Origin of the sequence: Pseudomonas sp., assembly GCF_050739655.1 — a bacterium.
GTDB lineage: Bacteria > Pseudomonadota > Gammaproteobacteria > Pseudomonadales > Pseudomonadaceae > Aquipseudomonas.
On the sequence record NZ_JBOIBY010000271.1, the window covers coordinates 1 to 22,701 of the forward strand.

Genomic DNA, 22,701 nt, shown 5'->3' on the forward strand with positions numbered 1-22,701 from the left:
GGCAACGACCGCGTCGCAATTGAAGCGCAGCAAGGGCCCGCTCATGGTGATTTCCAGCGCTGCGGCGCCTTCATCGTTGCCCAGCAGAAGGTTACCCAGGCGCAGTGCACGACTGTCCATCGGCCCCGATGGCGGCACGCCTACCGCCCAATAGCCGAGGCGACCGGGATAGTCCTGGACGCTGGTCTGGGTGCCGGCGCTGAGCACTTCGAAGGTGTTGGCCTGATACGCCAGGGCTTCCAGGCAACGGGTCCAGGGCTGACCGCTGGCGAAGGGCGCATCGAGCAGGATCTGCCTCAGGTAGTCCCGGTTGGTTTGGACCCCGTAGAGCAGGCTTTCGCCCAAGGCCTGATGCAGATCGGCTGCGGCTTGCTCACGGGTCGGGGCCCAACTGATGACCTTGGCGATCATCGGATCGAAGTAGGGTGGGATCTCGCAACCGGCCTCGACCCAGGTGTCGATGCGCAGTTCTACGCCGTTGGCCGGCGGAAAGTGCACCGCCGTCAGCAAACCCGGACTCGGTTGAAAGTCCCGCCCTGGATCTTCCGCATACAACCGTGCCTGAATCGCATGACCCTGCGCTTTCAAACCCTGGCTCAACGCGCTCAACGGCGGCAGGTCACCCGCTGCCAGTTGCACCATCCAGCGCACCAGGTCGACGCCCCAGACTTGCTCGGTGACGCCGTGTTCCACCTGCAAGCGGGTGTTCACTTCAAGGAAGTAGAAACGCTGGGCATCGCTGTCAAACACGAATTCGACCGTGCCGGCGCTGCGGTAATTCACCGCCTTGGCCAGTTTGATCGCCGCCGCACACAGTTCATCGGCCATGCCGTCGGGCAGGTTCGGCGCCGGGGTTTCCTCGAGGACTTTCTGGTTGCGGCGCTGCACCGAGCAGTCACGCACGCCGAGGGCGATCACTTGACCGTGACCGTCACCGAATACCTGCACTTCCAGATGACGGGCGCGCTGGATGTACTTTTCGATGAACACCCCGGCGTCGCTGAAATTATTCTGGCCCAGGCGTTTGACCGCTTCGAAGGATTCGCTCAACTCGACCGCGCTGCGGCACACGCGCATGCCGATGCCACCACCGCCGGCGGTGCTCTTGAGCATCACCGGGTAGCCGATCTGTTCACCGGCCTGCAGCGCGGCATCGAGGCTGTCGAGCAGCTCGGTGCCTTCGAGCATGGGCACGCCGTGTTGTTTGGCGAGGGCACGTGCAGTGTGCTTGAGGCCGAACACGCGCAATTGTTCGGGTGTCGGGCCGATGAAGGCGATGTTGGCGGCCTCGCAGGCTTCGGCGAACGCGGCGTTTTCCGAGAGAAAGCCGTAGCCGGGATGGATCGCGGTGGCGCCGTTGGTTTTGGCAATGGCGAGGATTTTATCGACCGCCAGGTAAGTGCCGGCGGCCGCGCCTTCGCCGAGGCTGTGGGCTTCGTCGGCTTGCAGGATGTGCAGGCTGGCGGCATCGGCTTCGGAGTACACGGCAACACCCTGCACTTGCAGCTCGCGCAAGGTTCGCAGGATGCGGCAGGCAATGGCGCCACGGTTGGCAATCAGGACTTTTTCGAACATGGCATAACCCCTGGAGGGGATGCGGGCCGTCCCGCAGTTTTTCGATGAGAGCCGGGGTCGTCCCCGGCGGAAAAAAACAATTCTCTAAAACACACCACCGAACACCTGTAGGAGCGAGCCTGCTCGCGATGGTCGTGAACGATTACGCGTAAAACCAGATGCCCAGCGGTGGCTTCGGGTTTTTCGCGAGCGAGCTCGCTCCTACAGGGGGTGGTGGTGTTCCTGAGGTTTGAGGCACTGGCCGGAACGGGCCTGGCACAAGGCGAACAACCAGCGGCGCAATCTCGGGAATTTCAGTTCCATACCAGCAGCTCCGCAGGGGTGGGGTTGTAGGCATTGCACGGGTTGTTCAGTTGCGGGCAGTTGGAGATCAGCACGATGACGTCCATCTCGGCCCGCAGGTCAACGTATTTGCCCGGTGCCGAGATGCCGTCTTCGAAGGTCAGGCCGCCGTCGGCGGTGACCGGCACGTTCATGAAGAAGTTGATGTTCGGCCCGATGTCACCCTTGCCCAGGCGGCCATCGTGAACACAGGCGCGCAGGTAGTTGTCGCGGCAGCTGTGCATGTAGCGCTTTTCCAGGGCGTAGCGCACGGTGTTGCTCTCTTGCGCACAGGCGCCGCCGAGGGTGTCGTGGCGCCCGCAAGTGTCGGCGACGATGGTCAGCATCGGCTTGCCGAGGTTGGAAAACAGCACGCTGCCAGTGCTCAGGTACACGCTGTTTTGCCGACGCAGGGTGCGCTGCACGTCGTAGCGCTCCCTGGGATTGGCGACGCTGTAGAACAGGGTGTCGACGGCTTGATTACCTTCAAGGTCGAGGATGCGCAGGGTCTGTCCGGCCTTGACCTCCATCAGCCAAGGCTCGCCGGCGGGGATGGTGGCGCGGTAGATCGCGGTGTCTGGTTGCTTGTGAACGGTAGCGATGGCGAGTGACATGGCAGCGATCCTCAGGCGAACAAACGGTCGGTGTTGATGAAGCCGCGCTCGTTTTCCGGGCGCGAGGTGCGGCAGTGTTCGGCGACGCTGGGGTCGGCGTTCATCCAGCTCAGCTTCAAGGGTTTCGGCGCGTATTCAGGCGTCGGGTCCATCGGGTGCTGCAGGGCGGTGAGCACCACCAGCGTGTCCATCGGCGCATACAACTCGATGTAATCGCCGGCCCTGGAATTGCCCGCGACGAAATGGAAGCGCCCGGTATCGTCGACGTTCACGCGGCTGAACAGGTTGAGGGTCATCAGCAGGTCGGACAGGCCCAGCCCCCACTTGCCCAGTTCCACCAACAGGTTGTCGGTGCCGTTGCGAAAGAAGCCGTTGCGCAGTTCCTGGTAGCGGCCCGCGCCGTACTTTTCTGCCACTTCTTCAGCGCAGAGCACACCGCCCAGGCTGTCGCTCCAGCCGCAGGTGTCGGCAGTGATGGCGGCCAGCACGCGGCCCATGTCCGAGTACAGGCAATGGCCGGCGGTGAGCCTGGCGGTGTGTTGGCACTTGAGGCTGTCGGGCAGGTTCAGGCGTTCGGTTTTTTCATTGGCGTTGAGCAACGTCAGGCTGACGTTGGCGCCGCCGCGCAGGTCGGTCAGGCGCAGCAATTGGCCACGCTTGAGCACGAAGGAACGATGGCCGCCGCCAGGGAGCATTTCTTCGGCGAAGGGCGGGAACAGTTGGGTCGAATCAGTCATGGGCAAAACCCTCTCAAGCGGTTCGAAGTGAGCCCGCCAGATGCACTGGCAAGGCGTCGACGGCGGCACGGCTGGTGCGGCGGTCGCTGTTCAACGGGATGTCGTAGGTGATGCGTGCGCCATAGGCACCGGGGGCGTGCGGGTCGAGGCGGACCTTGTCGAACACCAGCAGCCGCGTGCCAAGGCTGAAGCCTTCGGACAGGTCATGGGTGACCATGAACACCGTCAGTCGGGTCTCGCGCCACAGCTCCAGCAGCAGGGCGTGCATGTCTTTGCGGATGCCCGGATCAAGGGCGCCGAACGGTTCGTCGAGCAGCAACACGCGCGGCTTCATGATCAGCGCCTGGGCAATGGCCAGCCGTTGTTGCATGCCACCGGAGAGCTGCGCCGGGAACTTGTCCAGCGAGTGACCGAGGCCGACTTTTCGCAGCAACTGCGATGCCTGTTCGCGGGCCTCTTTTTTTGCACTGCCGAACAGGCGTCCGAGCAACGGTGAGCGCGGCAGTTCGAGGCCGAGGGCAACGTTGTCCAGCACGCTCAGGTGCGGGAACACCGAGTAGCGCTGGAACACCACGCCACGGCTGGCATCCGGCTCACCGGCCAAGGGCTGACCGTCGAGCAGGATTTCGCCGCGACTGCTGCGTTCCTGGCCGAGCAGCAGGCGCAGGAAGGTCGATTTGCCACAACCGGATGCCCCCACGAGCGTGCAGAACTCACCCTCGTCGACATTCAGGTTCAGGCCTTCGAGCACCACTTGATCGGCGTATTGCTGCCAGACGTTTCTAACGGTGATGAAGCTCATTTGGCGGCCCCCTGGTGCCAGGGGAATGCACGCCGGGTGAGGTGTTTGAGACCCCAATCCATCAGCCAGGCGAGCAGGGTGATCCACACCACGTACGGCAGGATCACGTCCATTGCCAGGTAGCGGCGCACCAGGAAAATCCGGTAGCCAAGGCCGTCGGTAGAGGCGATGGCCTCGGCGGCGATCAGGAACAGCCACGCCGAGCCGAGCATCAGCCGCAGCGAGATCAACAACCGTGGCAACAATTGCGGCAGCACCACCCGCAGCATCAGGGTCCAGGTGGAAGCGCCGAGGGTCTGAGCCTTGATCAGCAGCTCCACGGGGATTTCCCGGGCGCGCTGTTCCAGGTCCCGGGCCAGGGCCGGGGTGATGCCGATGACGATCAGCATCACTTTCGACAATTCCCCCAGGCCGAAGACGATGAACAGGATCGGCAGGATCGCCAGTGGCGGCACCATCGACAGCACTGTCAGCAAGGGGGACAACGGCGCACCGAACAGCGGCAGCGTACCGGCGGCGATGCCCAGGCACAACCCGGCCAAGGCACTGATTCCCAGGCCGATGGCCAGGCGTTGCAGGCTGGACGCCGTGTCCTGCCAGAGCAGGTATTCGCCGGTGCGGGTGTCGGCCACGAACGCCAGGCGTTTCACCGCGTCGGTCATCTGCACGGCGCTGGGCAGCAGTTTGTCGTTGGGGTTGTCCGTCAGTCGCTCGGCCGAGCCCGTGAAGTAGGCGAACAGCACCAGGGCGAACGGCAGGATCACCAACAGCAGGCGACTCGGACGGTCCGGGTGACGGTTGATCAGGCGCATGGCCAGTTCTCCTGATTACAGCTTGGCGTCGGCGGCCATCTGCACGTAGCTCGGATCGAAGCGCAGCTTGAGGTTGCCTTTGTCGCCGCTGGTCACGCCGTTGGCGAAGGCCATACCGACCGCGCTGGTGTCCTTGGCGCCTTCACCCAGCAAGCCGTGCTGGAAGGAGAACTCGGCGACCTTGCGCATGGTCTCCGGCAATTGCTTGCTGGTGCTGAACGCCAGGGCCTCCTTGGGCGTGGCGAACAATCGGGTGGTGTCCAGTTGCGCCTGGAAACCCGCCAGGTCAGTGCCCGAAGCCTTGGCCATGTGTTCCAGCGCGGCTTTGCTGGCCGCGTTTTTCTTGTTCATCAACTCGACGACTTCGAACCAGGCACCGGTCAGCGCTTTGCCCAGAGCCGGGTTGTCTTTGAGGGTGGCGCTGTTGACCACCATCATGTCCATGATTTCGCCGGGTATCTGGCTGGAGTTGAACACTTCGCTCACCCCGGGCTTGGCCTTGATGTCCGAGAGCATCGGGTTCCAGGTGGTGACGGCGTGGACCTGATCGGTGTTGAAGGCCGCCGAGATATCGGCGTCGGAGGTGTTGACCACTTTCAGGTCTTTCTCGGTGAGGTCCACCGAATCCAGCGCCCGGGCCAGCAGGTAATGGGAGACCGACAGCTCCACCAGGTTGACGTCCATGCCCTTGAGGTCGGTGACTTTCTTGCCTTCGCCCTTGAGCACGATGCCGTCGTTGCCGTTGGAGAAATCGCTGACGATCAGCGCAGTGCTGTCGACGCCACCGGCGGCCGGAATGGTCAGCGCGTCCATGTTGGTCATGGTGCAGCCATCGAACTTGCCAGCGGTGTACTGGTTGATCGATTCGACATAGTCATTGAGTTGCACCACGTCGATCTTGATGCCGTACTTTTTCGCCCATTTGTCGACGATGCCCTGGCTACCGGCATATTCCCATGGCATCCAGCCGGCATAGATCGTCCAGCACACGCTGAAGTGATCTTTCTGGGCAGCCTGGGACGAGAAGCTCACGAGGGCTGCAAACGCAGCAGCGAAGAGGGCGGGTAAACGAAGCTGGGACATGGTGGTTCTCCAGTTGATCAAGGACGGGCAGGACGGCAGCGGCACCGCTTACGGTGGCTTGTCTCCCGGGCTTTTGTCCCGCCGTGTAACCTCAACTGGAGGTCGCCAACTCTCGGACCAGTCACTCGCGATTGCGAGCCGGAACCCTAGTCAGCCATTTGCAAATTGTGGTGCCGCGAACCTGTAGTGACGCCTGCACATTTTTTTGGAACAAGTGCGCTAAAGCGAGAGGCGTGCCAAGTCAGTCCGAGCGCTCTAGCGTGGGGGGACAGGGGGGGCGACGGGGTTGACTGGAGAGGCGGGCTGCCTTGCGATGGTGCGCAAGTGCACCGCATTGGAACGTATCTGCCGCTGATCAGATGGTGGGGGCGACGCTGCACTTGGCAGGGATTTGCCAGTCAAAACAGATGTCAGCCGGTCTGTGCTGGCTGCTGTCACAGGTCTTTACGGAGGCCGTCATGTTACGTCGATTGTTGTTCGGTGCATTGCTCGGTGTTGGATTGTCTGGCTGCTACTACTACGGTCCTGCCGATGTCTACGAGGCACCTTATTACTATCCCGGTTACTACTCGCCTTACTACTACGGTTACTACGGCCCACGTTATTACGGTGGCTATCGCTCCTATTACTACGGAGGGCATGGTTATTACCGTGGACACGGCTTTCACGGAGGCGGACATCATGGCGGCGGCCACCGCGGTGGTCACCGTTAATCATGGCGTGAATGGATGAAAAACCTTTCATCGGGCAGATGTTTCTACTTGTTTCAGGGACGCACCAGATTCTGAATTCGATGTCTGATCTATCGACAGTCACTGAACATTTGACTGTCGCCTGCCAGCGTCGCTGGTGTGGCTCACCCGCGGTCCTGGAGGCCGCCATGCTCTGTCAAAAAAAGCTGCGCCGAATTCTTCTGCTTGTTGTGACGGGATTGTCCCTTGGTGGGTGCGTTCCTTATTACGACGAAGGAGGCAGTTACTACAGTTCCGAAGTCTATACCTCGCCGGCGCCAACCCATTACGCCGGGGGGAGTTCCTACTATTCCAATGGCTACTACACGCCGCCGCCCCGGTATTACGTGCCGCCAGCGCGGTATTACCAGCCGACACCGCGTTATTACTCGCAGCCGCGGATATATCAACCGCACTATTACCAGCCTGCTCCGCGTTACTATCAGCCATATCGGGGCGATTACCGGATGCATCAGAACCATGGCTGGGACGGTCGGAACCACAGGGGCTGGAACAATGACTTTCGCGGTAACGACAGGCGCAACCATCGTGGCGGGCGAGGTGATCACAACTGGCGGGGCGGCCACCGATAGATTTTTATAGAACACAGATTTGATGTGGGAGCGAGCAAGCCCGCTCCCATAGTGTTGCGTGCAGTTTTCAGTATTCAGACAAATCCGCCAGCGGATGCCGACCTTCCCAGGCCTTGTGGAAATGCGCCTCTACCACCGCGTCCGGCACATTGTTGATGTCCGGCCAGTGCCAGTGCGGCTTCTGATCCTTGTCGATCAACCGGGCGCGTACGCCTTCGCTGAACTCCGGATGACGACAGCAGTTGAGGCTCAGGGTGTATTCCATCTGGAAGACTTCGGCCAGCGACAGGTGCCGGGCACGGGCGATCTGCTCCCACACCAGATGCGCGGTCAGCGGTGAGCCTTCGCTCAGCGTCCTGGCTGCGCGGCTCAGCAACAGGTCGCTGTGATCGCGCAAGGCGCTGATGGCCTTCCAGGCGCAACGCACGTTGCTGACATCCAGCAACTCGTCGATCTGCTGACGGCGCGGCAGCCACTGGGCTTCGGGCATCTTTGCCACGGCTTTCTGCTGCAAGGCCTTGAGCAGGCTGTTGAGCTGCATGGGCGTCTGTTCCTGCCAGTTCAATTGCAGCAGCCCATCGATCAGTGCCGGCAGTTGATCGTCGAGCAGGAAGCGGTCGGCCAGGTCCAGATCGATGGCATCGCGGCCGTTCATGTGCGCGCCGGTCAGGCCCAGGAACAACCCGAGCTTGCCGGGCAGGCGCGACAGGAACCAACTGCCGCCAACATCCGGGTACAGGCCGATGCTGATCTCGGGCATCGCCAACCGGCTGCTCGGCGTGACGATGCGGATGCCTGCACCTTGCAACAGTCCCATGCCACCACCGAGCACATAGCCGTGGCCCCAACAGATCAACGGTTTGGGGTAGGTGTGCAGTTTGAAGTCCAGGCGATATTCCGCCGCAAAAAACTGCGCGGCCAATGGCGGTACTTCACCCGGATGGGCGCGACTGGCTTCCACCAGGCTGCGCACTTCGCCACCGGCGCAAAAAGCCTTGGCGCCATTGCCGCGCAAGAGGACGCAGACGATCTGCGGGTCCTTGGCCCAGGCCTCCATGCGGTCGCGCAGGGCGTTGATCATCGGCAGGGACAGGGCGTTCAGGGTTTTTTCGGCATCCAGGCTGGCAATGCCGATGCGGGCGCCGTCGGTGCCGGTGATTTCTTCGAAGTGCAGATTCATCGTGACCTCGATCGGGAAATTGAGGGTTAAGTATGATCGCTGTGTGGGAAAATGCTGGATCTGCGTCAGATCAATTGACAAGCGAGGTAGGCTTTCCTAGGGTTCGCCCCACTGTTTTTGCCGGGTATGACCATGACTGCTGACGACCGTATCAAACTCGAACCGGGCTGGAAGGAGGCACTGCGTGCCGAATTCGACCAGCCTTACATGACAGAGTTGCGAAACTTCCTGCAACAGGAGCGGGCGGCCGGCAAGGAGATCTATCCGCCGGGGCCGATGATCTTCAACGCGCTCAATTCCACGCCGCTGAACAAGGTCAAAGTGGTGATCCTCGGTCAGGATCCTTATCACGGCCCGGGCCAGGCCCATGGTTTGTGCTTCTCGGTGCAACCCGGCGTGCCGGCGCCACCGTCGCTGGTGAACATCTACAAAGAACTCAAGCGCGACCTGAACATCGACATCGCCAACCATGGCTACCTGCAGAGCTGGGCCGATCAGGGCGTGCTGATGCTCAACACCACCATGACCGTTGAACGCGCCAACGCCAATGCACACAAGGACAAGGGCTGGCAGTTTTTCACCGATCGCATCATTGAAGTGGTCAGCCAACAGCAACCGCACCTGGTATTCATGCTGTGGGGCGCCCATGCCCAGAGCAAGCAGAAGCTGATCGATGCGACCAAGCATCTGGTGTTGACTTCGGTGCACCCGTCACCGCTGTCCGCCTATCGCGGCTTCCTCGGTTGCGGGCACTTCAGCCGGACCAACAAGTTTCTGGAACAGAATGGCGAGACGCCGATCGAGTGGCGGTTGCCGCCGGTTTGATGGGTTGAGCAAGAGTGCCCCATTGCGAGCTTGCTCGCGATGAAGGCAACTCGGTTTTTCAGACTGAATCCGGATCCCGGTTCCAGTACTTGAACAACGGCTCTGCCAGAAACAGCACAAACAACAACCGCATCACCTGCATCGCCGTTACCAGCGGTACCGACAGTTGCAGGGTTTCCGCGGTCAGGCTCATCTCGGCAATGCCGCCAGGCATCATGCCCAGGGTCAGTGAGCGCAGATCCAGGTGGGTCAGGGCACTCAGGCCCAGCGCCGCCGCCGTTGCAATCAACATGGTCAACACCGTACCGATCAAGGTGCGTCCCATGAACGATGGCGCACGGCGGAAAAACTGCCGGTTGAAGTGACAGCCCAGACCGCTGCCGATCAACCATTGGCCGATCTGGCTACCGCCATTGGGCAGGCCGATGTGCAGATCCCAGCCGATGCTGACTGCCGCGCTGACCAGCAACGGCCCGAACAGCCAGGGGTTGGGTTGACGCAGGCGTTCCCAGATCCAGGCCGCCAGTGCGCCTGCCGGAAACAGCAGGGCCAGCCAGCGCCAGTCCACAGCGTTGGCATGTAAGACCGGGGCGCCATCGCCCAGTAAATACTTGAAAGCCGCCGGCACGCAGAGCACCACCACCAGCACCCGCAAACTCTGTCCTGCCGCCACACGGCTGAGTACTGCACCATTGCGGGCGCCGAGGTTGACCATCTCCCCGGAACCGCCGGGCATGCTGGAAAAGAACGCCGTGGCGCGATCTTCGCCGGTGCGGCGCATCAGCCACACGCCGACGACCGCAGACAGGCTGGTGACCAACGCACCGAAGAAGATCAGACCGAAATGACTCAGCACCTGCTCCATCACCAGCGGGGTGAAGTGCAGGCCAATGCCGATACCGACGATCCACTGGCCGCACTTGCGGCCGCCAGGGATTTCGGCCAATTGCCAGGGTGTCAGGCAGCGCACGAGGATGATCGCCAGCAATGAGCCGACCATCCACGGCAAAGGCCAGCCGACCTGGCTGGCGAGGTAACCGCCAAGCAGGCCGACCAGCGGGGTTCCCCACCAGGCTTTGAAAGGTGCTCGATCAGACATCGGCGATAGCGCGCCGTGCAACCGAACGTTTACGCCAGATGTGGATAAGCGGCATCAGCAGCATGATCGCCGTCAGGACCCAGCAACCGAAGGTGATCGGGCTCGACCAGAGGATTTCCAGCGCACCGTTGGAGATCGACAGGGCGCGGCGCAGGTTCTGCTCCATCAGGCCGCCGAGGATGAAGCCCAGCAATACCGGCGACAGCGGGAAGTCCAGCTTGCGCAGGATATAACCGAAGATGCCGATGCCGATCATCAGGAACAGGTCAAACGTTGTCGCGTGCACCGCGTAGACACCAATCCCGGTAATGATCGCGATCACCGGCACCAGTGCCCAGTTCGGCACGGCGAGGATGCGGGTAAAGATGCGGATCATCGGGATGTTGAGGATCACCAGCATCACGTTGGCGATGAACAACGAAGCGATCAGCCCCCAGACGATGTCCGGTTGCTGTTGGAACAGCAGCGGGCCCGGAGTGATGTTGTACAGCGACAGCGCGCCGATCATCACCGCCGTGGTGCCGGAACCTGGAACGCCGAGGGTCAGCATCGGCACCAGCGCACCGCAAGCTGCGCCACCGATGGCGGTTTCCGGCGCCGCGAGGCCGCGCATGTCGCCCTGGCCGAAAGTACCCTTGGCGCCCGCCATGCGTTTTTCGGTCATGTAGGCCACGGCACTGGCCAGGGTCGCACCGGCACCCGGCAACACGCCCATGATGAAACCCAGCACGCCGCAACGGATGTTCACCACGAACACCGACGCCGCTTCCTTGAAGTTGAACATCATGCGCCCGGTGGCTTTCACCGCTTCCTGGCCGTGGTGGGTTTTTTCCAGCAGCAACAGGATTTCGCTGATGGAGAACAGGCCCAGCACCAGCACGACGAACTGGATGCCGTCGGTCAGGTGAATGTTGTCTCCGGTGAAGCGATACACACCGCTGTTGGCGTCGATGCCGACGGTCGACAGGAACAGACCGATCAGCGCCGCGATGAACGTCTTCAGCGGACGGTCACCGGCCATGCCGCCGAGGCAGACAATCGCAAACACCATCAGTACGAAATATTCCGCCGGGCCGAAGGCAATCGCCCATTTCGCCAGCAACGGGGCGAACAGCACCATGCCGCAGGTCGCGATAAATGCACCGATGAACGAGCTCCATGCCGACAATGACAACGCTACACCGGCCAGGCCTTTGCGGGCCATCGGGTAACCATCGAGGGTGGTCATCACGGTGGACGCTTCGCCCGGGATGTTCAGCAGGATCGAGCTGATCCGACCGCCGTATTCGCAACCCAGGTACACCGCCGCCAGCAGGATCAGTGCCGACTCCGGTGGCAGGCCGAGGGCGAATGCGATCGGGATCAACAGTGCCACGCCGTTGATCGGCCCCAGGCCCGGCAACAGGCCGACCACGGTGCCGATCAGGGTGCCGCACAGTGCAGTCACCAGGTTGTACGGGCTCAGCGCGACGCCGAAACCCTGACCCAAATAGCCAAGAGTATCCATATCAGTTCTCCAGAACGTCGAGCACGCCCAAAGGAAGCGGCACGTCCATCAACTTGTCGAACAGCAGGTAGAGGCCGACGGCCATCAGGCTGATGATCACGATGCTTGGTACCCAGCGACCGCCATACAGACGGGCCATGGGCACGCCGATCAGGATGCTGGCGACGATGAAACCCAGCGGCTCGAAGGTGCCGGCGAACACCAGCAACAGCACCACACAGATTCCAATCTTGGTCAGGGTTTCGCGATCCAGCGGCGGCTCGTCAGCACTGTGCTTGATCGGTGCCGGACGGAACACCATGTACAACAGCGCTGAGCCCATCAGGCCAAGCATCAGCAGTGGAAAGGCCCGAGGCCCCACCGGTTCGTAGGAAAAAGCAGCTTGGTACGGCCACGCCATCAGTGCCAGGCCGAGGCAGGCCAGCAACAGCACCGAAGCAAAAATGCGTTGTAAGAGCATGAGGAACTCCTGTGCTGCGACTCCGCCGAACGGAGTCGCAGCCGCTAGACAGAGGCGATCACTGAATCAGGCCGAACTCTTTGGCCAGCACTTTGTAGTCCGCGACTTGCTTCTTCACGTAGGTGTCCAGTTCCTGGCCGGTCATGGCGAACGGGAACAGCTCACGCTGATCGCGCAGTTTGGCGAACTCAGGCGATGCCAGCAGTTTGTCGAAGGAGTCTTTCCACCAGGCGTAGTCTTCGTCGCTGACTTTCGGCCCGAGGTAGAAGCCACGAACCACTGGCCAGACGATGTCGTAGCCTTGCTCGCGAGCGGTCGGGATGTCTTTCATTTCCGGTTCGTCCAGACGCTTGTCGGAGAACACGGCCAGCAGGCGCATATCACCGCTCTGGATGTGCGGCATGGAGTCGGAAATGTCGGTGCTGCCGACCTGGATGTGACCGCCGAGCAGAGCGGTGGCAATTTCACCGCCGCCTTCGAGGGCGACATAACGCAAGTCACGCGGGTTGATCCCGGCAGCCTTGGCGATCAGCGCGGTTTGCATCCAGTCCTGGCTGCCGACAGTGCCGCCGGAACCGATGACCACTTTGCTCGGATCCTTCTTCAACGCCTGTACCAGGTCGTCGAGGGTCTTGTAGGGCGAATCGCTTTTCACCGCGATGGCGCCATAGCTGGTGCCAACGGCGGCGAGCCAACGCACGTTGGTTTCATCGAAACGACCGAACTTGCCCTGGGCCAGGTTCAACAGCGAACCGCTGGACCAGGCCACCAACGTGCCGGCATCCGCCGGACGCTGGGCTACCACCGCGTTGTAGGCCACTGCGCCGACACCGCCGGGCATGTAGGTCACGCGCATCGGTTTGGTCAGCAGTTTTTCGTTCACCAGCGCGCTCTGCGCCAGTTTGCAGGTCAGGTCGAAACCACCGCCAGGGGATGCCGGTGCGATGCACTCCGGGCGCTTGGGTTCGGCGAGCGCTTGGCCGGTGAACAGCAGGACGCTGGCGGCTAGGGCAATTTTACGCATTGACAGGTTCATTCAAGTCTCCTTGGGAGTTGTTGTTATGGACGTACTGAATTACCAAAGGGCAACGCTATAGCTCACCAGCAGACGCACTTCATCGGCATCGCGGGCAGAGTAATTGGATCGGTAAGTGGCATTACGCAGTCGCACGGCAACGTCCTTGAGGGCGCCGCTTTGTACTACGTATTTGATCTCGGTGTTGCGTTCCCACTCTTTGCCTTCGTCACCGTTCTTGAGTTTGATGTTGTCGCCGTTCACGTAACGGCTCATGAAACTCAGGCCCGGAACGCCGAGCTTGGCGAAGTCAAAGTCGTAACGCGCTTGCCATGAGCGCTCTTGGGCGCCGGCAAAGTCGTTGATCTGTACGAAGTTGACCAGGTACGGGTCGGCGCCATCCACGTAGGGGAACGCGCTGTCGCCGGACATGTGCTGATAACCGGCGCTGAACTTGTGCCCGCTCAGGGCGTAGCTCACCAGGCCGTTCAGGGATTGGTTGTCGATCTTTCCGCCACGGGCTTCGCCCTGGTCATCACTGATGGCCAGACGTAAATCGGTGCCGAAAGTCCCTGGCCCAAATGGCTGCGAGGCAATCAGGCCGAGGAAGTGCTGGTTGTAGACCTCATCGAGCTGCGCGAAGTGGTAGCTGCCGGTGATTTTGTCGGTGAACTTGTAGTCCACGCCGCCAAAGTCGAAGTGCTTGCCGGCAACCGTACCGGCGAAGCGGCTGTTCTTGTTGTTGAGGGCGATGTCCTGGTAGTCGGTGCTGTCGCGGTCCTTGGCTTTTTCCAGACGCCCGCCAGTAAAGGTCAGGTTCTTGATCTCTTTGGAGGACAGCAGGCCGCCTTCAAACGTCTGCGGCAGGATGCGCCCGTCGTTAGGCTTGAGAATGGGCAGTTCCGGAATCAGGCTGCCGATTTTCAGTTCCGTGGCGGAGATCTTCACTTTGCCGGTCAGGCCCAGTTTCGAGTATTCGTCTGCCGCGCGCCCGTCGTCGTGGGTCGGCAGTAGCCCTGTACCGGTACGGTCAGGACTGGAGTCGAGCTTGACCCCCAGCATGCCCAATGCATCGACCCCGAACCCCACGGTGCCGTCGGTGTAGCCTGATTGCAGGTTGAGCATGAAGCCCTGGGCCCATTCGTCACGCTTGGACTGTTGAGCACTGGTGCCATCGCGGAAATCGCGGTTGAAGTACATGTTGCGGGTTTCGAAAGTGGCCGAGCTGTCTTTGATGAAATCGGCGTGGCTCAACGGTGAAAAACCGGCAAGCGCGGCGGCACTGACGAGGGCGGTGTGACTGAAACGGGAGAGGCGAGCAGGCGCGATAGCCTGGGTCTGCAGAGGCTGCATGGATGAATTACTCCGTTTATTGTTCTTATTTGTCGAAAACGCTTCGAGGCGTTTTTCGTATCGCTGTCTGGCATCAGCGACGGCAGTCGAAACTGTCCGTGGACTGACTTTAACGGGCTAACCTTTCGCTAACCTTTCAGGAGTCTTTCTGAAGTCTTTCGCCATTTTTCAGACTTCACAGCAACGGATGCCGCTGTAAACTCCGCGCCAAAGAATGGCGTCGACCATCCCTGAATGAGGTAAAGATCCATGCGTGTCCTGCTCGTCGAAGACCATCTGCAGCTTGCCGAAAGTGTCGCTCAGGCGCTCAAAAGCACTGGGCTGACCGTGGATGTGCTGCACGATGGCGTGGCTGCCGATCTGGCGCTGGGCAGCGAGGATTACGCCATGGCGATTCTTGATGTCGGGCTGCCGCGCATGGATGGTTTCGAGGTGCTCGCACGCTTGCGTGCAAGGGGCAAGAACCTGCCGGTGCTGATGCTGACCGCCCGCAGCGACGTCAAGGATCGGGTCCATGGTCTGAATCTGGGGGCCGACGATTACCTGGCCAAGCCCTTCGAACTGACGGAGCTCGAAGCCCGGGTGAAGGCCTTGCTGCGACGAAGCGTGTTGGGCGGCGAACGCCTGCAGCGTTGTGGCGTGCTGGCCTACGATCTGGACACCAGGCGCTTCACCCTCGCCGAAGAACTGTTGACCCTGACTTCCCGCGAGCAGGCTGTACTCGAGGCGCTGATCGCCCGTCCCGGTCGAGTGATGAGCAAGGAACAGCTGGCTTCACAGGTATTCGGCCTCGACGAGGAAGCCAGCCCCGACGCCATCGAAATCTACGTACATCGCCTGCGTAAAAAACTCGATGGTCAGCCGGTTGCGATCGTGACGTTCCGAGGCCTTGGTTATTTGCTGGAAAGCCGCGATGCATAAGCCCAGCAGTCTGCGCTGGCGGCTGCTGTGGAACCTGGCACTGCTGTTGGTGGTATTGATGCTGGCCAGCGGCTTGAGCGCGTATTGGAACGGCCGCGAAGCCGCCGACACGGCGTATGACCGAACCTTGTTGGCCTCGGCGCGAACCATTGCCGCTGGCCTGTCCGAGCGTGACGGCAGCCTCAGCCTCGACGTGCCCTATGTGGCCCTTGATACCTTCGCCTACGACAGTGCCGGGCGGATTTTCTATCTGGTCAACGACATCAACCAGAAGCTGATCTCCGGCTACGAAAATCTTCCGGGGCCGCCCCCTGGAACACCCCGAACGGATGACTATCCGGCGCTGGCGCGCTTCTACAACGCGACGTACCGAGGGCAGAACGTGCGCGTGGTCAGCCTGCTCAAAGCCGTCAGCGAACCCAACATGAATGGCATGGCGGAGATCCGTGTCGCGGAAACCGATGAGGCGAGGGTGAGCATGGCCCGCAGTCTGGCGGCCGATACCTTGCTGCGACTGGGCATGCTGGCGATCGGTGCATTGATGATCGTGTGGTTTGCAGTCAGTGCTGCGCTGCGTCCGCTGGAGCGCTTGCGCACAGCGGTGGAGGAGCGCCAGCCTGATGACCTGCGGCCGTTGCCGCTGGTTGAGGTGCAGCGCGAGTTGTGGCCGCTGGTCAGCGCGCTCAATCACTTTACCGAACGCCTGCGTGGGCAATTCGAGCGGCAGGCGCAGTTCATTGCCGATGCCGCCCATGAATTGCGCACGCCGCTGGCGGCGCTCAAGGCTCGGCTTGAATTGGGCTTGCGTTCGAGCGAGCCGCAAACCTGGCATGACACTCTGGAGGCGGCGGCGCAGGGCACCGATCGCCTGACTCATCTGGCTAACCAGTTGCTGTCGCTGGCGCGGGTCGAAAATGGCGCCCGAGCGATTGCCGAGGGTGGCGCACAGTTGCTGGACCTCAGTCAGCTGGCCCGTGAACTGGGCATGGCCATGGCGCCATTGGCCCACAAACGCGGTGTGGCATTGGCGCTGGAAGCGGATGAGCCTGTCTGGCTACGCGGTGAACCGACGCTGCTGAACGAGCTGTTGAGTAATCTGGTGGATAACGCGCTGGCCCATACGCCATCGGGCGGCAACGTCATTCTGCGAGTCTCGGCGCCAGCAGTTCTGGAAGTCGAGGACGATGGCCCCGGGATTCCGATTGATGATCGCGATCGGGTGTTCGAGCGTTTTTACCGACGTAACCAGCAAGTCGCCGGCTCAGGGTTGGGGTTGGCGATTGTCGGCGAAATCTGCCGCGCGCACCTTGCGCACATCAGCCTGCACGATGGAGAGCACGGCGGATTGAAAGTGCGGGTAAGTTTTATTGCGGGAGAGTGATGGCATTTCATCTGGCTCCCTCGCGATCATGAGCACCGCAATACCCTGTGGGAGCTAGCCTGCTGGCGATAGGGCCTTCACATTCAAAGAAGATGTTGAATGTGTCACCGTCATCGCTAGCAGGCTAGCTCCCACAAGGTTTTTCGGTTGATCAACAATGCTGTGACCGGCCCATGACTACTGTGGGAGCTAGCCTGCTAGCGATTGGGCGCAACGCGGTACGGGATCAATAAAACATCGAACGCGTTTCTTCCAGATCGGCGCACATCGCCTTGTCGTCGGGATCAATCCCGAGCTTGTTGAAGGCCGGCACGCTGAAGGGGTCAATACGCGAGATCGGATGGTCAGTGTCTTTGTGGCAATACAGGCTGGCCACCTGCACCACGTCGACGTAATCGACCTGTGCCGATTCCCGCTTGAAATTCTGATACAGCGGCGGCACGTCAACCAACATCTGCGGAAACTCCCAGACCCTGAGCAACTTGTCGCCCAGCAACGGATGAATGCTGTCAATCACGTGGTTCAGGCTGACCGGATCGGACAGCAGTTCGTAGTGGTCTTCGGCATAGGTCAGGATTGGTAATACACCAATCTGATGCACCAGCCCGCCAAGGGCTGCCTGATCAGGCTTGAGCTGGGTGTAGCTGCGGCACAGTGCATAACTGACACCGGCGATTTCCAGGCTTTTGCGCCAGACATCGCGCATTTTCTGTTCGACCACCTCGGAGCGGGCATGGAAAATCTGTTCCATGACCAGGCCGATCGCCAGGTTGCTGCTGTAGTTGATGCCCAGGCGAGTGATTGCCGTGTGCAACTCAGTGACTTCCTGAGTCGCGCGCAGCAGGGGGCTGTTGACCACTTTGATCAGGCGTGCCGAAAGCGCGGCATCACGGCCGATCACTTTGCTCAAGCTGCTGATACTGATATCGGGATTTTCAGCGGCCTTGCGAATCTGCAAAGCCACTTCCGGTAACGTTGGCAGAACCAGGTCATCGTTATCGATGGCCTCAACCAAATCCTGTTGGACCTTTTCCGCCAGCTCACTCATTTAGTTTCTCTAGGTGTCGCAAAAAGGTGGTGCAATTAACGCTGGATCTCGCGGTCGCGGTCCAGTTGATAAGGCAAATCGAGCAAGTGCAGCGCAGGGCCGTCCAGCGCGCCGACGTGGATGTCACCGGCCTCGGCTGCTTCCGCTTGCAGCACGGCCAGCAATTCAACGTGTTGCCCGGCATTGGCGGCCAGCACCACTTCACCGATGGAACTGTTGTGGCTCGGAGCAAACAGCTGCGTGCCTGGCTCAGGCAGGTCGCTGGCATCCAGTTTCACGCGATACAAGCGGCGCTTGAGTTTGCCCAGGTACTGCATTCGCGCAACGATTTCCTGACCGGTGTAGCAGCCTTTCTTGAAACTCACGCCACCGACGGCTTGCAGATTGAGCATCTGCGGAATGAACAGCTCACGGGTGGCGGACATCACTTGACCGAGCCCCGCCTGGATCTGCCCCAGAAGCCATTGATTCAGATCGCCTTCTGCCAAGAGTGCGGTCAATTTGTTCTTGAGGCCTTCGGCTTGATCGGCAGCGACCCAGAGTTCGGCGCGATCAGGCGAAACGCGAATGGCGATCAGCCCATCATGACGTACGACACTGTCGTTTTCCGCCGGCAGTTCCAGACCGAGGCTGCGCAACGCGGCGTCACCGTGATCGATGCCGAAGCGAACCCAGGCAGCACTTTCGTCAGTCAGTTTGGACTTGGAAAACACCGCGTACTTTTTCAAGTCCGCCAGTTGTGGTTCCAGCAATTCGCTGGCCATGGCCATCAGCACGCCATCACCTTCGAGCAGGATACGGAAGCTCGATTGCATCCTGCCTTTCTGGGTGCAGCGCGCGCCGAGGCTGGCCTGGGTGTCGCTCAGGTAATTGAGGTTGCAGGTCAGTTGGCCTTGCAGGAACTTGCCGGCGTCCGCGCCGCGGACCGCCAGGACACCTTCATGAGACAGCGTGCAGAAAAAAGCGGAATCGGCCATGGGTCATCGCAGGGTAAAGAGTCTGGCAGACATGATAAGGGGCCGCCCTTGAAATGGGTAGTTCACAAAAGATCGTTGGCGCCCGACCAAAGCCGACTGTTCGCCAAGGCGCCGGGCTGTATACTTGCGGCCTATTTGAGGAGCGCTCCATGGTCGAAGATGTTGAACTGAATCGCCTCTACTGGCACAGCCGCCGCGGCATGCTTGAACTTGACGTGTTGCTGGTGCCGTTTGTCAAAGAGGTTTATCCGCACCTCAACGAGGTTGATCGTGCCTGCTACGTCAGGCTGCTCGAATGCGAAGATCAGGACATGTTCGGCTGGTTCATGGAACGCGCCGAATCAGAAGATCCAGAGCTTCAGCGCATGGTTCGCATGATCCTAGATCGTGTCCAGCCCAAGTAATTCGTTCGAATGCCGCTGGCATGCCTCACGGCAGTTGCTGGCGGCCTACCTGTTTGCTCAGCTGTTCGCGCTGGGTTCGTTGTTCTTTCTCGACATTCCCCTCACGGCAAGTCTGCCTGGCGCTTTGTGCTGCCTGCTGCACGGCATTTGGGCGCTGCCTCGTCAGATTTGGCTGACGCACCCCCGGGCATTCTGTGGCCTGCGTCGTGACGCCGATGGTTGGCAGTTGTGGAGTCGGGCGGCGGGATGGCAATCGGTGCAGCTGCGGCCAGACAGCCTGGCGCTGCCATTGGTGGTGGTACTGCGCTTTCGTCTGCAAGGCGAGCGGCGAGTCCGGGCCATTTGCGTGCCCCGGGATTCGCAGGCGGTGGATGTTCACCGACGCCTGCGGGTCCGGCTCAAGTTCAGTCGGCGTAGGTGGGCGGCACCAGAATAGTGTCCAGCGCGACCGGCAGCATGTTCGGATAGTCGAGGGTGTAATGCAGGCCACGACTCTCCTTGCGCTCCATGGCAGACAGGATCATCAGCTCGGCGACCTGAGCCAGGTTGCGCAGTTCGATCAAGTCCCGGCTGACTTTGTAGTTGCTATAGAACTCGTCGATCTCATCCAGCAATAGCCGCACACGGTGATGAGCCCGTTGCAAGCGTTTGTTGGTGCGCACGATGCCCACGTAGTCCCACATGAATCGCCGCAGTTCATCCCAGTTGTGCGCAATGATCACGTCTTCATCGGAGTCGGTCACCTGGCTCGCATCCCAGGCGGGCAGGGCGGTCGGGGCTGTGACCTGAGGCAACTGCTCCAGAATGTCTGCCGCTGCCGAGCGGGCGTAGACGAAGCATTCCAGCAGTGAGTTGCTGGCCATACGGTTGGCGCCATGCAGGCCGGTGAAACTGGTTTCGCCAATGGCATACAACCCTGGCACATCGGTTCGACCTTGCTGGTCGACCATCACGCCGCCGCAGGTATAGTGCGCAGCCGGAACCACTGGAATCGGTTGCTTGGTGATGTCGATGGAAAATTCCAGGCAGCGTTCGTACACCGTTGGAAAGTGCGTCTTGATGAAGTCTTCGGACTTGTGGCTGATATCCAGATAGACGCAGTCGACACCAAGACGCTTCATTTCATGGTCGATGGCCCGGGCGACGATGTCCCGTGGTGCGAGTTCGGCTCTAGGGTCGAAACGCGGCATGAAACGCTCGCCGTTGGGCAACTTCAGATGCGCGCCTTCGCCGCGCAGGGCCTCGGTGACCAGGAAACTCTTGGCTTGTGGGTGATATAGGCAGGTGGGGTGGAACTGGTTGAACTCCAGGTTCGCCACCCGGCAGCCCGAGCGCCAGGCCATCGCGATGCCATCACCGCAGGCGCCATCGGGGTTGCTGGTATAGAGGTAGACCTTGGCGGCACCGCCAGAGGCGAGAATCACGAAACGAGCGCCGTAGGTATCGACTTCGCCGGTGTTGCGATTGAGCACGTAGGCGCCCAGGCAACGGTCACCCGCAAGGCCCAGGCGCTTTTCGGTGATCAGGTCGACGGCGACCCGCTGCTCCAGCAGTTCGATGTTCGGTCGCTGTTTGGCTTGGGTCAGCAGTGTTCTGAAGATGGCCGCGCCGGTGGCATCGGCGGCATGAATGATGCGCCGATGACTGTGTCCGCCTTCGCGGGTCAGGTGAAACTCGAATCCGCCATCCTCGGTGCTCGATTGTTCATCCCGGGTGAAAGGTACGCCCTGATCGATCAACCATTGAATCGCCTCTTTACTGTGCTCGACGGTAAAGCGCACGGCGTCCTCGTGACACAGGCCGCCGCCGGCATTGAGGGTGTCATCAACATGGGACTCGACCGTGTCGGTGTCATCCAGAACCGCAGCGACACCACCCTGCGCCCAGAACGTCGAGCCATTGGCGAGGTCGCCTTTGCTCAGTACGGCGATACGCAAATGACCGGGCAAGGTCAGCGCAAGGCTCAAGCCGGCAGCGCCGCTGCCAATTACCAGAACATCGTGTTGAAACTGTTGGCTCATTTCAGGATTCCGCTCAAAGCGACCCGGGTAGGGGGAGGCGCTGGACAACTGGACAGGCGAGTCAGGATTGCGCACAGCCCACTAGTATATAGAGGGGGGGAGCGGCACAATAGCCGAGCTCATATGGCATTGTGAAACTACTGTGAAGAAAAAAAGCTGACGCTTCGTCGGATGGTTTTCGACCGGTTTGGCAGAAGGTGAACTGTATCGTGGATTTAACAGTCTTTTTCGCCGCAGGATTGCACAATGTCAGTTTTGCAACGCTATAAATATTTGGAACTTTTGCCAAAGGCCCAAGATCAATAGACGGTTGCCTGATTCAAGGGACAGTGTCGGCTTCAGCGAGGAACCGTTTTGGATCCTTTCGGCGAAACCGATAACAAGATTATTCGCGCAGCCGGGGAATCTCGCGCTGCGTTTTTCGTGCGTGCCGTATCAGAGCCCGCAGGAAACTTGCCTGAAGGAGGAGAACTTTTGCGAAAAGCCCGAGTCTATGTTTGCAAGTCCGGTCGTTTAGTTTTGCAAGCCTCCTTCGAGCGTATCGAGGAGTGTTCATGCTAACCCAGGAAGAGGATCAACAGCTGGTCGAGCGCGTTCAACGCGGCGATAAGCGTGCGTTCGATCTGCTAGTGCTGAAATACCAGCACAAAATTCTCGGGTTGATCGTGCGTTTCGTGCACGACACCCATGAAGCCCAGGATGTGGCGCAAGAAGCCTTTATCAAGGCGTATCGCGCACTTGGAAATTTTCGCGGGGACAGCGCGTTTTATACGTGGCTTTACCGCATCGCCATTAACACGGCGAAAAACTATCTGGTTTCACGCGGCCGTCGGCCGCCGGATAGTGATGTCAGTTCCGAAGATGCTGAGTTCTACGATGGCGATCATGGCCTCAAGGATCTCGAGTCGCCAGAACGGGCTTTGCTGCGGGATGAGATCGAAGGCACCGTCCATCGAACCATTCAGCAACTGCCAGAAGATTTACGTACGGCTTTAACTTTACGTGAATTCGATGGTCTGAGTTACGAGGACATTGCGAGCGTCATGCAATGTCCGGTGGGCACCGTGCGCTCCCGGATCTTCCGCGCCCGGGAGGCCATCGATAAAGCACTGCAACCGTTGTTGCAGGAAAACTAAAGACAGCGGCGACAGCCAAGAGAGGAACGCCATGAGTCGTGAAGCCCTGCAGGAATCGCTGTCCGCAGTGATGGATAACGAAGCGGACGAATTGGAATTGCGTCGG

The 22,701-nt window shown here is 60.4% G+C and carries 23 protein-coding genes, 1 pseudogene and 1 riboswitch; of the genes and pseudogenes, 9 read left to right on the top strand and 15 right to left on the bottom strand.

Annotated elements, in window-relative coordinates; translation table 11 throughout:
* The 6 genes from ACRESJ_RS13445 to ACRESJ_RS13470 all read right to left on the bottom strand — a co-directional run.
* Nucleotides 1-1,575 (bottom strand): biotin carboxylase N-terminal domain-containing protein (locus tag ACRESJ_RS13445; protein WP_431758322.1); only part of this gene is annotated, 1,575 nt, incomplete at its 3' end.
* A 293-nt stretch (nt 1,576-1,868) separates the two neighbouring features.
* A complete protein-coding gene (locus ACRESJ_RS13450; protein ID WP_431758323.1) occupies nt 1,869-2,510 on the bottom strand; it encodes an urea amidolyase associated protein UAAP2 in 642 nt (213 codons plus the stop codon).
* 11 nt (nt 2,511-2,521) lie between these two features.
* Nucleotides 2,522-3,247, bottom strand: coding sequence for an urea amidolyase associated protein UAAP1 (locus ACRESJ_RS13455; RefSeq protein WP_431758324.1), 726 nt, complete (start codon nt 3,245-3,247; stop codon nt 2,522-2,524).
* Nucleotides 3,248-3,260: 13 nt separating this feature from the next.
* A complete protein-coding gene (locus ACRESJ_RS13460; RefSeq protein ID WP_431758325.1) occupies nt 3,261-4,049 on the bottom strand; it encodes an ABC transporter ATP-binding protein in 789 nt (262 codons plus the stop codon).
* Nucleotides 4,046-4,861: an ABC transporter permease gene (locus ACRESJ_RS13465; protein ID WP_431758326.1), complete on the bottom strand. Its 816-nt coding sequence runs from the start codon at nt 4,859-4,861 to the stop codon at nt 4,046-4,048. Before ACRESJ_RS13465 ends, ACRESJ_RS13460 begins: the two co-directional genes overlap by 4 nt.
* Nucleotides 4,862-4,876: 15 nt before the next feature.
* Nucleotides 4,877-5,944: a putative urea ABC transporter substrate-binding protein gene (locus ACRESJ_RS13470; protein ID WP_431758327.1), complete on the bottom strand. Its 1,068-nt coding sequence runs from the start codon at nt 5,942-5,944 to the stop codon at nt 4,877-4,879.
* A gap of 60 nt (nt 5,945-6,004) precedes the next feature.
* Nucleotides 6,005-6,105: riboswitch (guanidine-I (ykkC/yxkD leader) on the bottom strand.
* Between the two features lie 297 nt (nt 6,106-6,402).
* Between ACRESJ_RS13470 and ACRESJ_RS13475 the strand changes: the two genes are divergently transcribed.
* Together ACRESJ_RS13475 and ACRESJ_RS13480 are read left to right on the top strand one after the other, a co-directional pair.
* Nucleotides 6,403-6,657, top strand: a complete 255-nt coding sequence (locus ACRESJ_RS13475; protein ID WP_431758328.1) for a hypothetical protein — start codon at nt 6,403-6,405, stop codon at nt 6,655-6,657.
* Between the two features lie 167 nt (nt 6,658-6,824).
* Entirely contained in the window at nt 6,825-7,268 is a 444-nt protein-coding gene (locus tag ACRESJ_RS13480) for a hypothetical protein (RefSeq protein ID WP_431758329.1), read from the top strand.
* A gap of 67 nt (nt 7,269-7,335) precedes the next feature.
* Here the strand turns inward: ACRESJ_RS13480 and ACRESJ_RS13485 are convergent, their stop codons facing one another.
* Nucleotides 7,336-8,448: an enoyl-CoA hydratase/isomerase family protein gene (locus ACRESJ_RS13485; RefSeq protein WP_431758330.1), complete on the bottom strand. Its 1,113-nt coding sequence runs from the start codon at nt 8,446-8,448 to the stop codon at nt 7,336-7,338.
* A gap of 132 nt (nt 8,449-8,580) precedes the next feature.
* Here ACRESJ_RS13485 and ung point away from each other — a divergent pair, with 132 nt between their 5' ends.
* The gene (ung, locus tag ACRESJ_RS13490) at nt 8,581-9,273 is read left to right on the top strand and encodes a uracil-DNA glycosylase (protein ID WP_431758331.1); all 693 of its coding nucleotides are present in this window, start codon (nt 8,581-8,583) and stop codon (nt 9,271-9,273) included.
* A 58-nt stretch (nt 9,274-9,331) separates the two neighbouring features.
* Here ung and ACRESJ_RS13495 read toward each other — a convergent pair whose 3' ends face one another.
* From ACRESJ_RS13495 to ACRESJ_RS13515, 5 genes are read right to left on the bottom strand one after another with little or no spacing between them, the layout of a single operon-like run.
* Nucleotides 9,332-10,372: an AbrB family transcriptional regulator gene (locus tag ACRESJ_RS13495; protein WP_431758332.1), complete on the bottom strand. Its 1,041-nt coding sequence runs from the start codon at nt 10,370-10,372 to the stop codon at nt 9,332-9,334.
* Entirely contained in the window at nt 10,365-11,879 is a 1,515-nt protein-coding gene (locus ACRESJ_RS13500) for a tripartite tricarboxylate transporter permease (protein ID WP_431758333.1), read from the bottom strand. The genes ACRESJ_RS13495 and ACRESJ_RS13500 overlap by 8 nt, the downstream gene beginning before the upstream one ends.
* 1 nt (nt 11,880) lies before the next feature.
* Nucleotides 11,881-12,339, bottom strand: a complete 459-nt coding sequence (locus ACRESJ_RS13505; protein ID WP_007979809.1) for a tripartite tricarboxylate transporter TctB family protein — start codon at nt 12,337-12,339, stop codon at nt 11,881-11,883.
* A gap of 58 nt (nt 12,340-12,397) precedes the next feature.
* Nucleotides 12,398-13,375, bottom strand: coding sequence for a Bug family tripartite tricarboxylate transporter substrate binding protein (locus ACRESJ_RS13510; protein ID WP_431758334.1), 978 nt, complete (start codon nt 13,373-13,375; stop codon nt 12,398-12,400).
* A gap of 39 nt (nt 13,376-13,414) precedes the next feature.
* Nucleotides 13,415-14,707, bottom strand: coding sequence for an OprD family porin (locus ACRESJ_RS13515; RefSeq protein WP_431758335.1), 1,293 nt, complete (start codon nt 14,705-14,707; stop codon nt 13,415-13,417).
* Nucleotides 14,708-14,956: 249 nt separating this feature from the next.
* Here ACRESJ_RS13515 and ACRESJ_RS13520 point away from each other — a divergent pair, with 249 nt between their 5' ends.
* Together ACRESJ_RS13520 and ACRESJ_RS13525 are read left to right on the top strand one after the other, a co-directional pair.
* Nucleotides 14,957-15,628 carry a response regulator gene (locus ACRESJ_RS13520; protein WP_431758336.1) on the top strand — a complete coding sequence of 224 codons (672 nt, stop codon included), beginning with the start codon at nt 14,957-14,959 and terminating at the stop codon, nt 15,626-15,628.
* Nucleotides 15,621-17,009, top strand: coding sequence for a sensor histidine kinase (locus ACRESJ_RS13525; RefSeq protein ID WP_431758337.1), 1,389 nt, complete (start codon nt 15,621-15,623; stop codon nt 17,007-17,009). Before ACRESJ_RS13520 ends, ACRESJ_RS13525 begins: the two co-directional genes overlap by 8 nt.
* A gap of 226 nt (nt 17,010-17,235) precedes the next feature.
* Here the strand turns inward: ACRESJ_RS13525 and ACRESJ_RS13530 are convergent, their stop codons facing one another.
* Nucleotides 17,236-18,057 carry an HDOD domain-containing protein gene (locus ACRESJ_RS13530; protein ID WP_431758338.1) on the bottom strand — a complete coding sequence of 274 codons (822 nt, stop codon included), beginning with the start codon at nt 18,055-18,057 and terminating at the stop codon, nt 17,236-17,238.
* 35 nt (nt 18,058-18,092) lie between these two features.
* Nucleotides 18,093-19,034, bottom strand: coding sequence for a YgfZ/GcvT domain-containing protein (locus tag ACRESJ_RS13535; protein ID WP_431758339.1), 942 nt, complete (start codon nt 19,032-19,034; stop codon nt 18,093-18,095).
* Nucleotides 19,035-19,183: 149 nt separating this feature from the next.
* Between ACRESJ_RS13535 and ACRESJ_RS13540 the strand changes: the two genes are divergently transcribed.
* Nucleotides 19,184-19,438: a succinate dehydrogenase assembly factor 2 gene (locus ACRESJ_RS13540; protein WP_007898624.1), complete on the top strand. Its 255-nt coding sequence runs from the start codon at nt 19,184-19,186 to the stop codon at nt 19,436-19,438.
* Nucleotides 19,422-19,874 (top strand): protein YgfX, encoded by a 453-nt coding sequence (locus ACRESJ_RS13545; protein WP_431758340.1) that lies wholly within the window; start codon nt 19,422-19,424, stop codon nt 19,872-19,874. Before ACRESJ_RS13540 ends, ACRESJ_RS13545 begins: the two co-directional genes overlap by 17 nt.
* Here ACRESJ_RS13545 and nadB read toward each other — a convergent pair.
* Complete coding sequence (gene nadB, locus ACRESJ_RS13550; RefSeq protein ID WP_431758341.1) at nt 19,843-21,459, bottom strand: L-aspartate oxidase; 1,617 nt, start codon at nt 21,457-21,459, stop codon at nt 19,843-19,845. The two genes, ACRESJ_RS13545 and nadB, sit on opposite strands and share 32 nt — an antisense overlap.
* Before the next feature lie 554 nt (nt 21,460-22,013).
* On the opposite strand from nadB, the gene rpoE reads away from it, so the two are divergent.
* Together rpoE and ACRESJ_RS13560 are read left to right on the top strand one after the other, a co-directional pair.
* The gene (rpoE, locus tag ACRESJ_RS13555) at nt 22,014-22,595 is read left to right on the top strand and encodes an RNA polymerase sigma factor RpoE (protein ID WP_003172477.1); all 582 of its coding nucleotides are present in this window, start codon (nt 22,014-22,016) and stop codon (nt 22,593-22,595) included.
* Between the two features lie 31 nt (nt 22,596-22,626).
* Nucleotides 22,627-22,701: pseudogene (locus tag ACRESJ_RS13560) on the top strand (anti-sigma factor); the annotation flags it as partial.

Coding starts and splice junctions, on each gene's coding strand:
- ACRESJ_RS13465 (WP_431758326.1), bottom strand. CDS start 4,861: ATGCGCCTGATCAACCGTCACCCGGACCGTCCGAGTCGCCTGCTGTTG.
- ACRESJ_RS13480 (WP_431758329.1), top strand. CDS start 6,825: ATGCTCTGTCAAAAAAAGCTGCGCCGAATTCTTCTGCTTGTTGTGACG.
- ACRESJ_RS13485 (WP_431758330.1), bottom strand. CDS start 8,448: ATGAATCTGCACTTCGAAGAAATCACCGGCACCGACGGCGCCCGCATC.
- ACRESJ_RS13525 (WP_431758337.1), top strand. CDS start 15,621: ATGCATAAGCCCAGCAGTCTGCGCTGGCGGCTGCTGTGGAACCTGGCA.
- rpoE (WP_003172477.1), top strand. CDS start 22,014: ATGCTAACCCAGGAAGAGGATCAACAGCTGGTCGAGCGCGTTCAACGC.
- ACRESJ_RS13540 (WP_007898624.1), top strand. CDS start 19,184: ATGGTCGAAGATGTTGAACTGAATCGCCTCTACTGGCACAGCCGCCGC.
- ACRESJ_RS13535 (WP_431758339.1), bottom strand. CDS start 19,034: ATGGCCGATTCCGCTTTTTTCTGCACGCTGTCTCATGAAGGTGTCCTG.
- ACRESJ_RS13495 (WP_431758332.1), bottom strand. CDS start 10,372: ATGTCTGATCGAGCACCTTTCAAAGCCTGGTGGGGAACCCCGCTGGTC.
- nadB (WP_431758341.1), bottom strand. CDS start 21,459: ATGAGCCAACAGTTTCAACACGATGTTCTGGTAATTGGCAGCGGCGCT.
- ACRESJ_RS13510 (WP_431758334.1), bottom strand. CDS start 13,375: ATGAACCTGTCAATGCGTAAAATTGCCCTAGCCGCCAGCGTCCTGCTG.
- ACRESJ_RS13455 (WP_431758324.1), bottom strand. CDS start 3,247: ATGACTGATTCGACCCAACTGTTCCCGCCCTTCGCCGAAGAAATGCTC.
- ACRESJ_RS13460 (WP_431758325.1), bottom strand. CDS start 4,049: ATGAGCTTCATCACCGTTAGAAACGTCTGGCAGCAATACGCCGATCAA.
- ACRESJ_RS13520 (WP_431758336.1), top strand. CDS start 14,957: ATGCGTGTCCTGCTCGTCGAAGACCATCTGCAGCTTGCCGAAAGTGTC.
- ACRESJ_RS13450 (WP_431758323.1), bottom strand. CDS start 2,510: ATGTCACTCGCCATCGCTACCGTTCACAAGCAACCAGACACCGCGATC.
- ACRESJ_RS13475 (WP_431758328.1), top strand. CDS start 6,403: ATGTTACGTCGATTGTTGTTCGGTGCATTGCTCGGTGTTGGATTGTCT.
- ACRESJ_RS13515 (WP_431758335.1), bottom strand. CDS start 14,707: ATGCAGCCTCTGCAGACCCAGGCTATCGCGCCTGCTCGCCTCTCCCGT.
- ACRESJ_RS13505 (WP_007979809.1), bottom strand. CDS start 12,339: ATGCTCTTACAACGCATTTTTGCTTCGGTGCTGTTGCTGGCCTGCCTC.
- ACRESJ_RS13500 (WP_431758333.1), bottom strand. CDS start 11,879: ATGGATACTCTTGGCTATTTGGGTCAGGGTTTCGGCGTCGCGCTGAGC.
- ung (WP_431758331.1), top strand. CDS start 8,581: ATGACTGCTGACGACCGTATCAAACTCGAACCGGGCTGGAAGGAGGCA.
- ACRESJ_RS13470 (WP_431758327.1), bottom strand. CDS start 5,944: ATGTCCCAGCTTCGTTTACCCGCCCTCTTCGCTGCTGCGTTTGCAGCC.
- ACRESJ_RS13530 (WP_431758338.1), bottom strand. CDS start 18,057: ATGAGTGAGCTGGCGGAAAAGGTCCAACAGGATTTGGTTGAGGCCATC.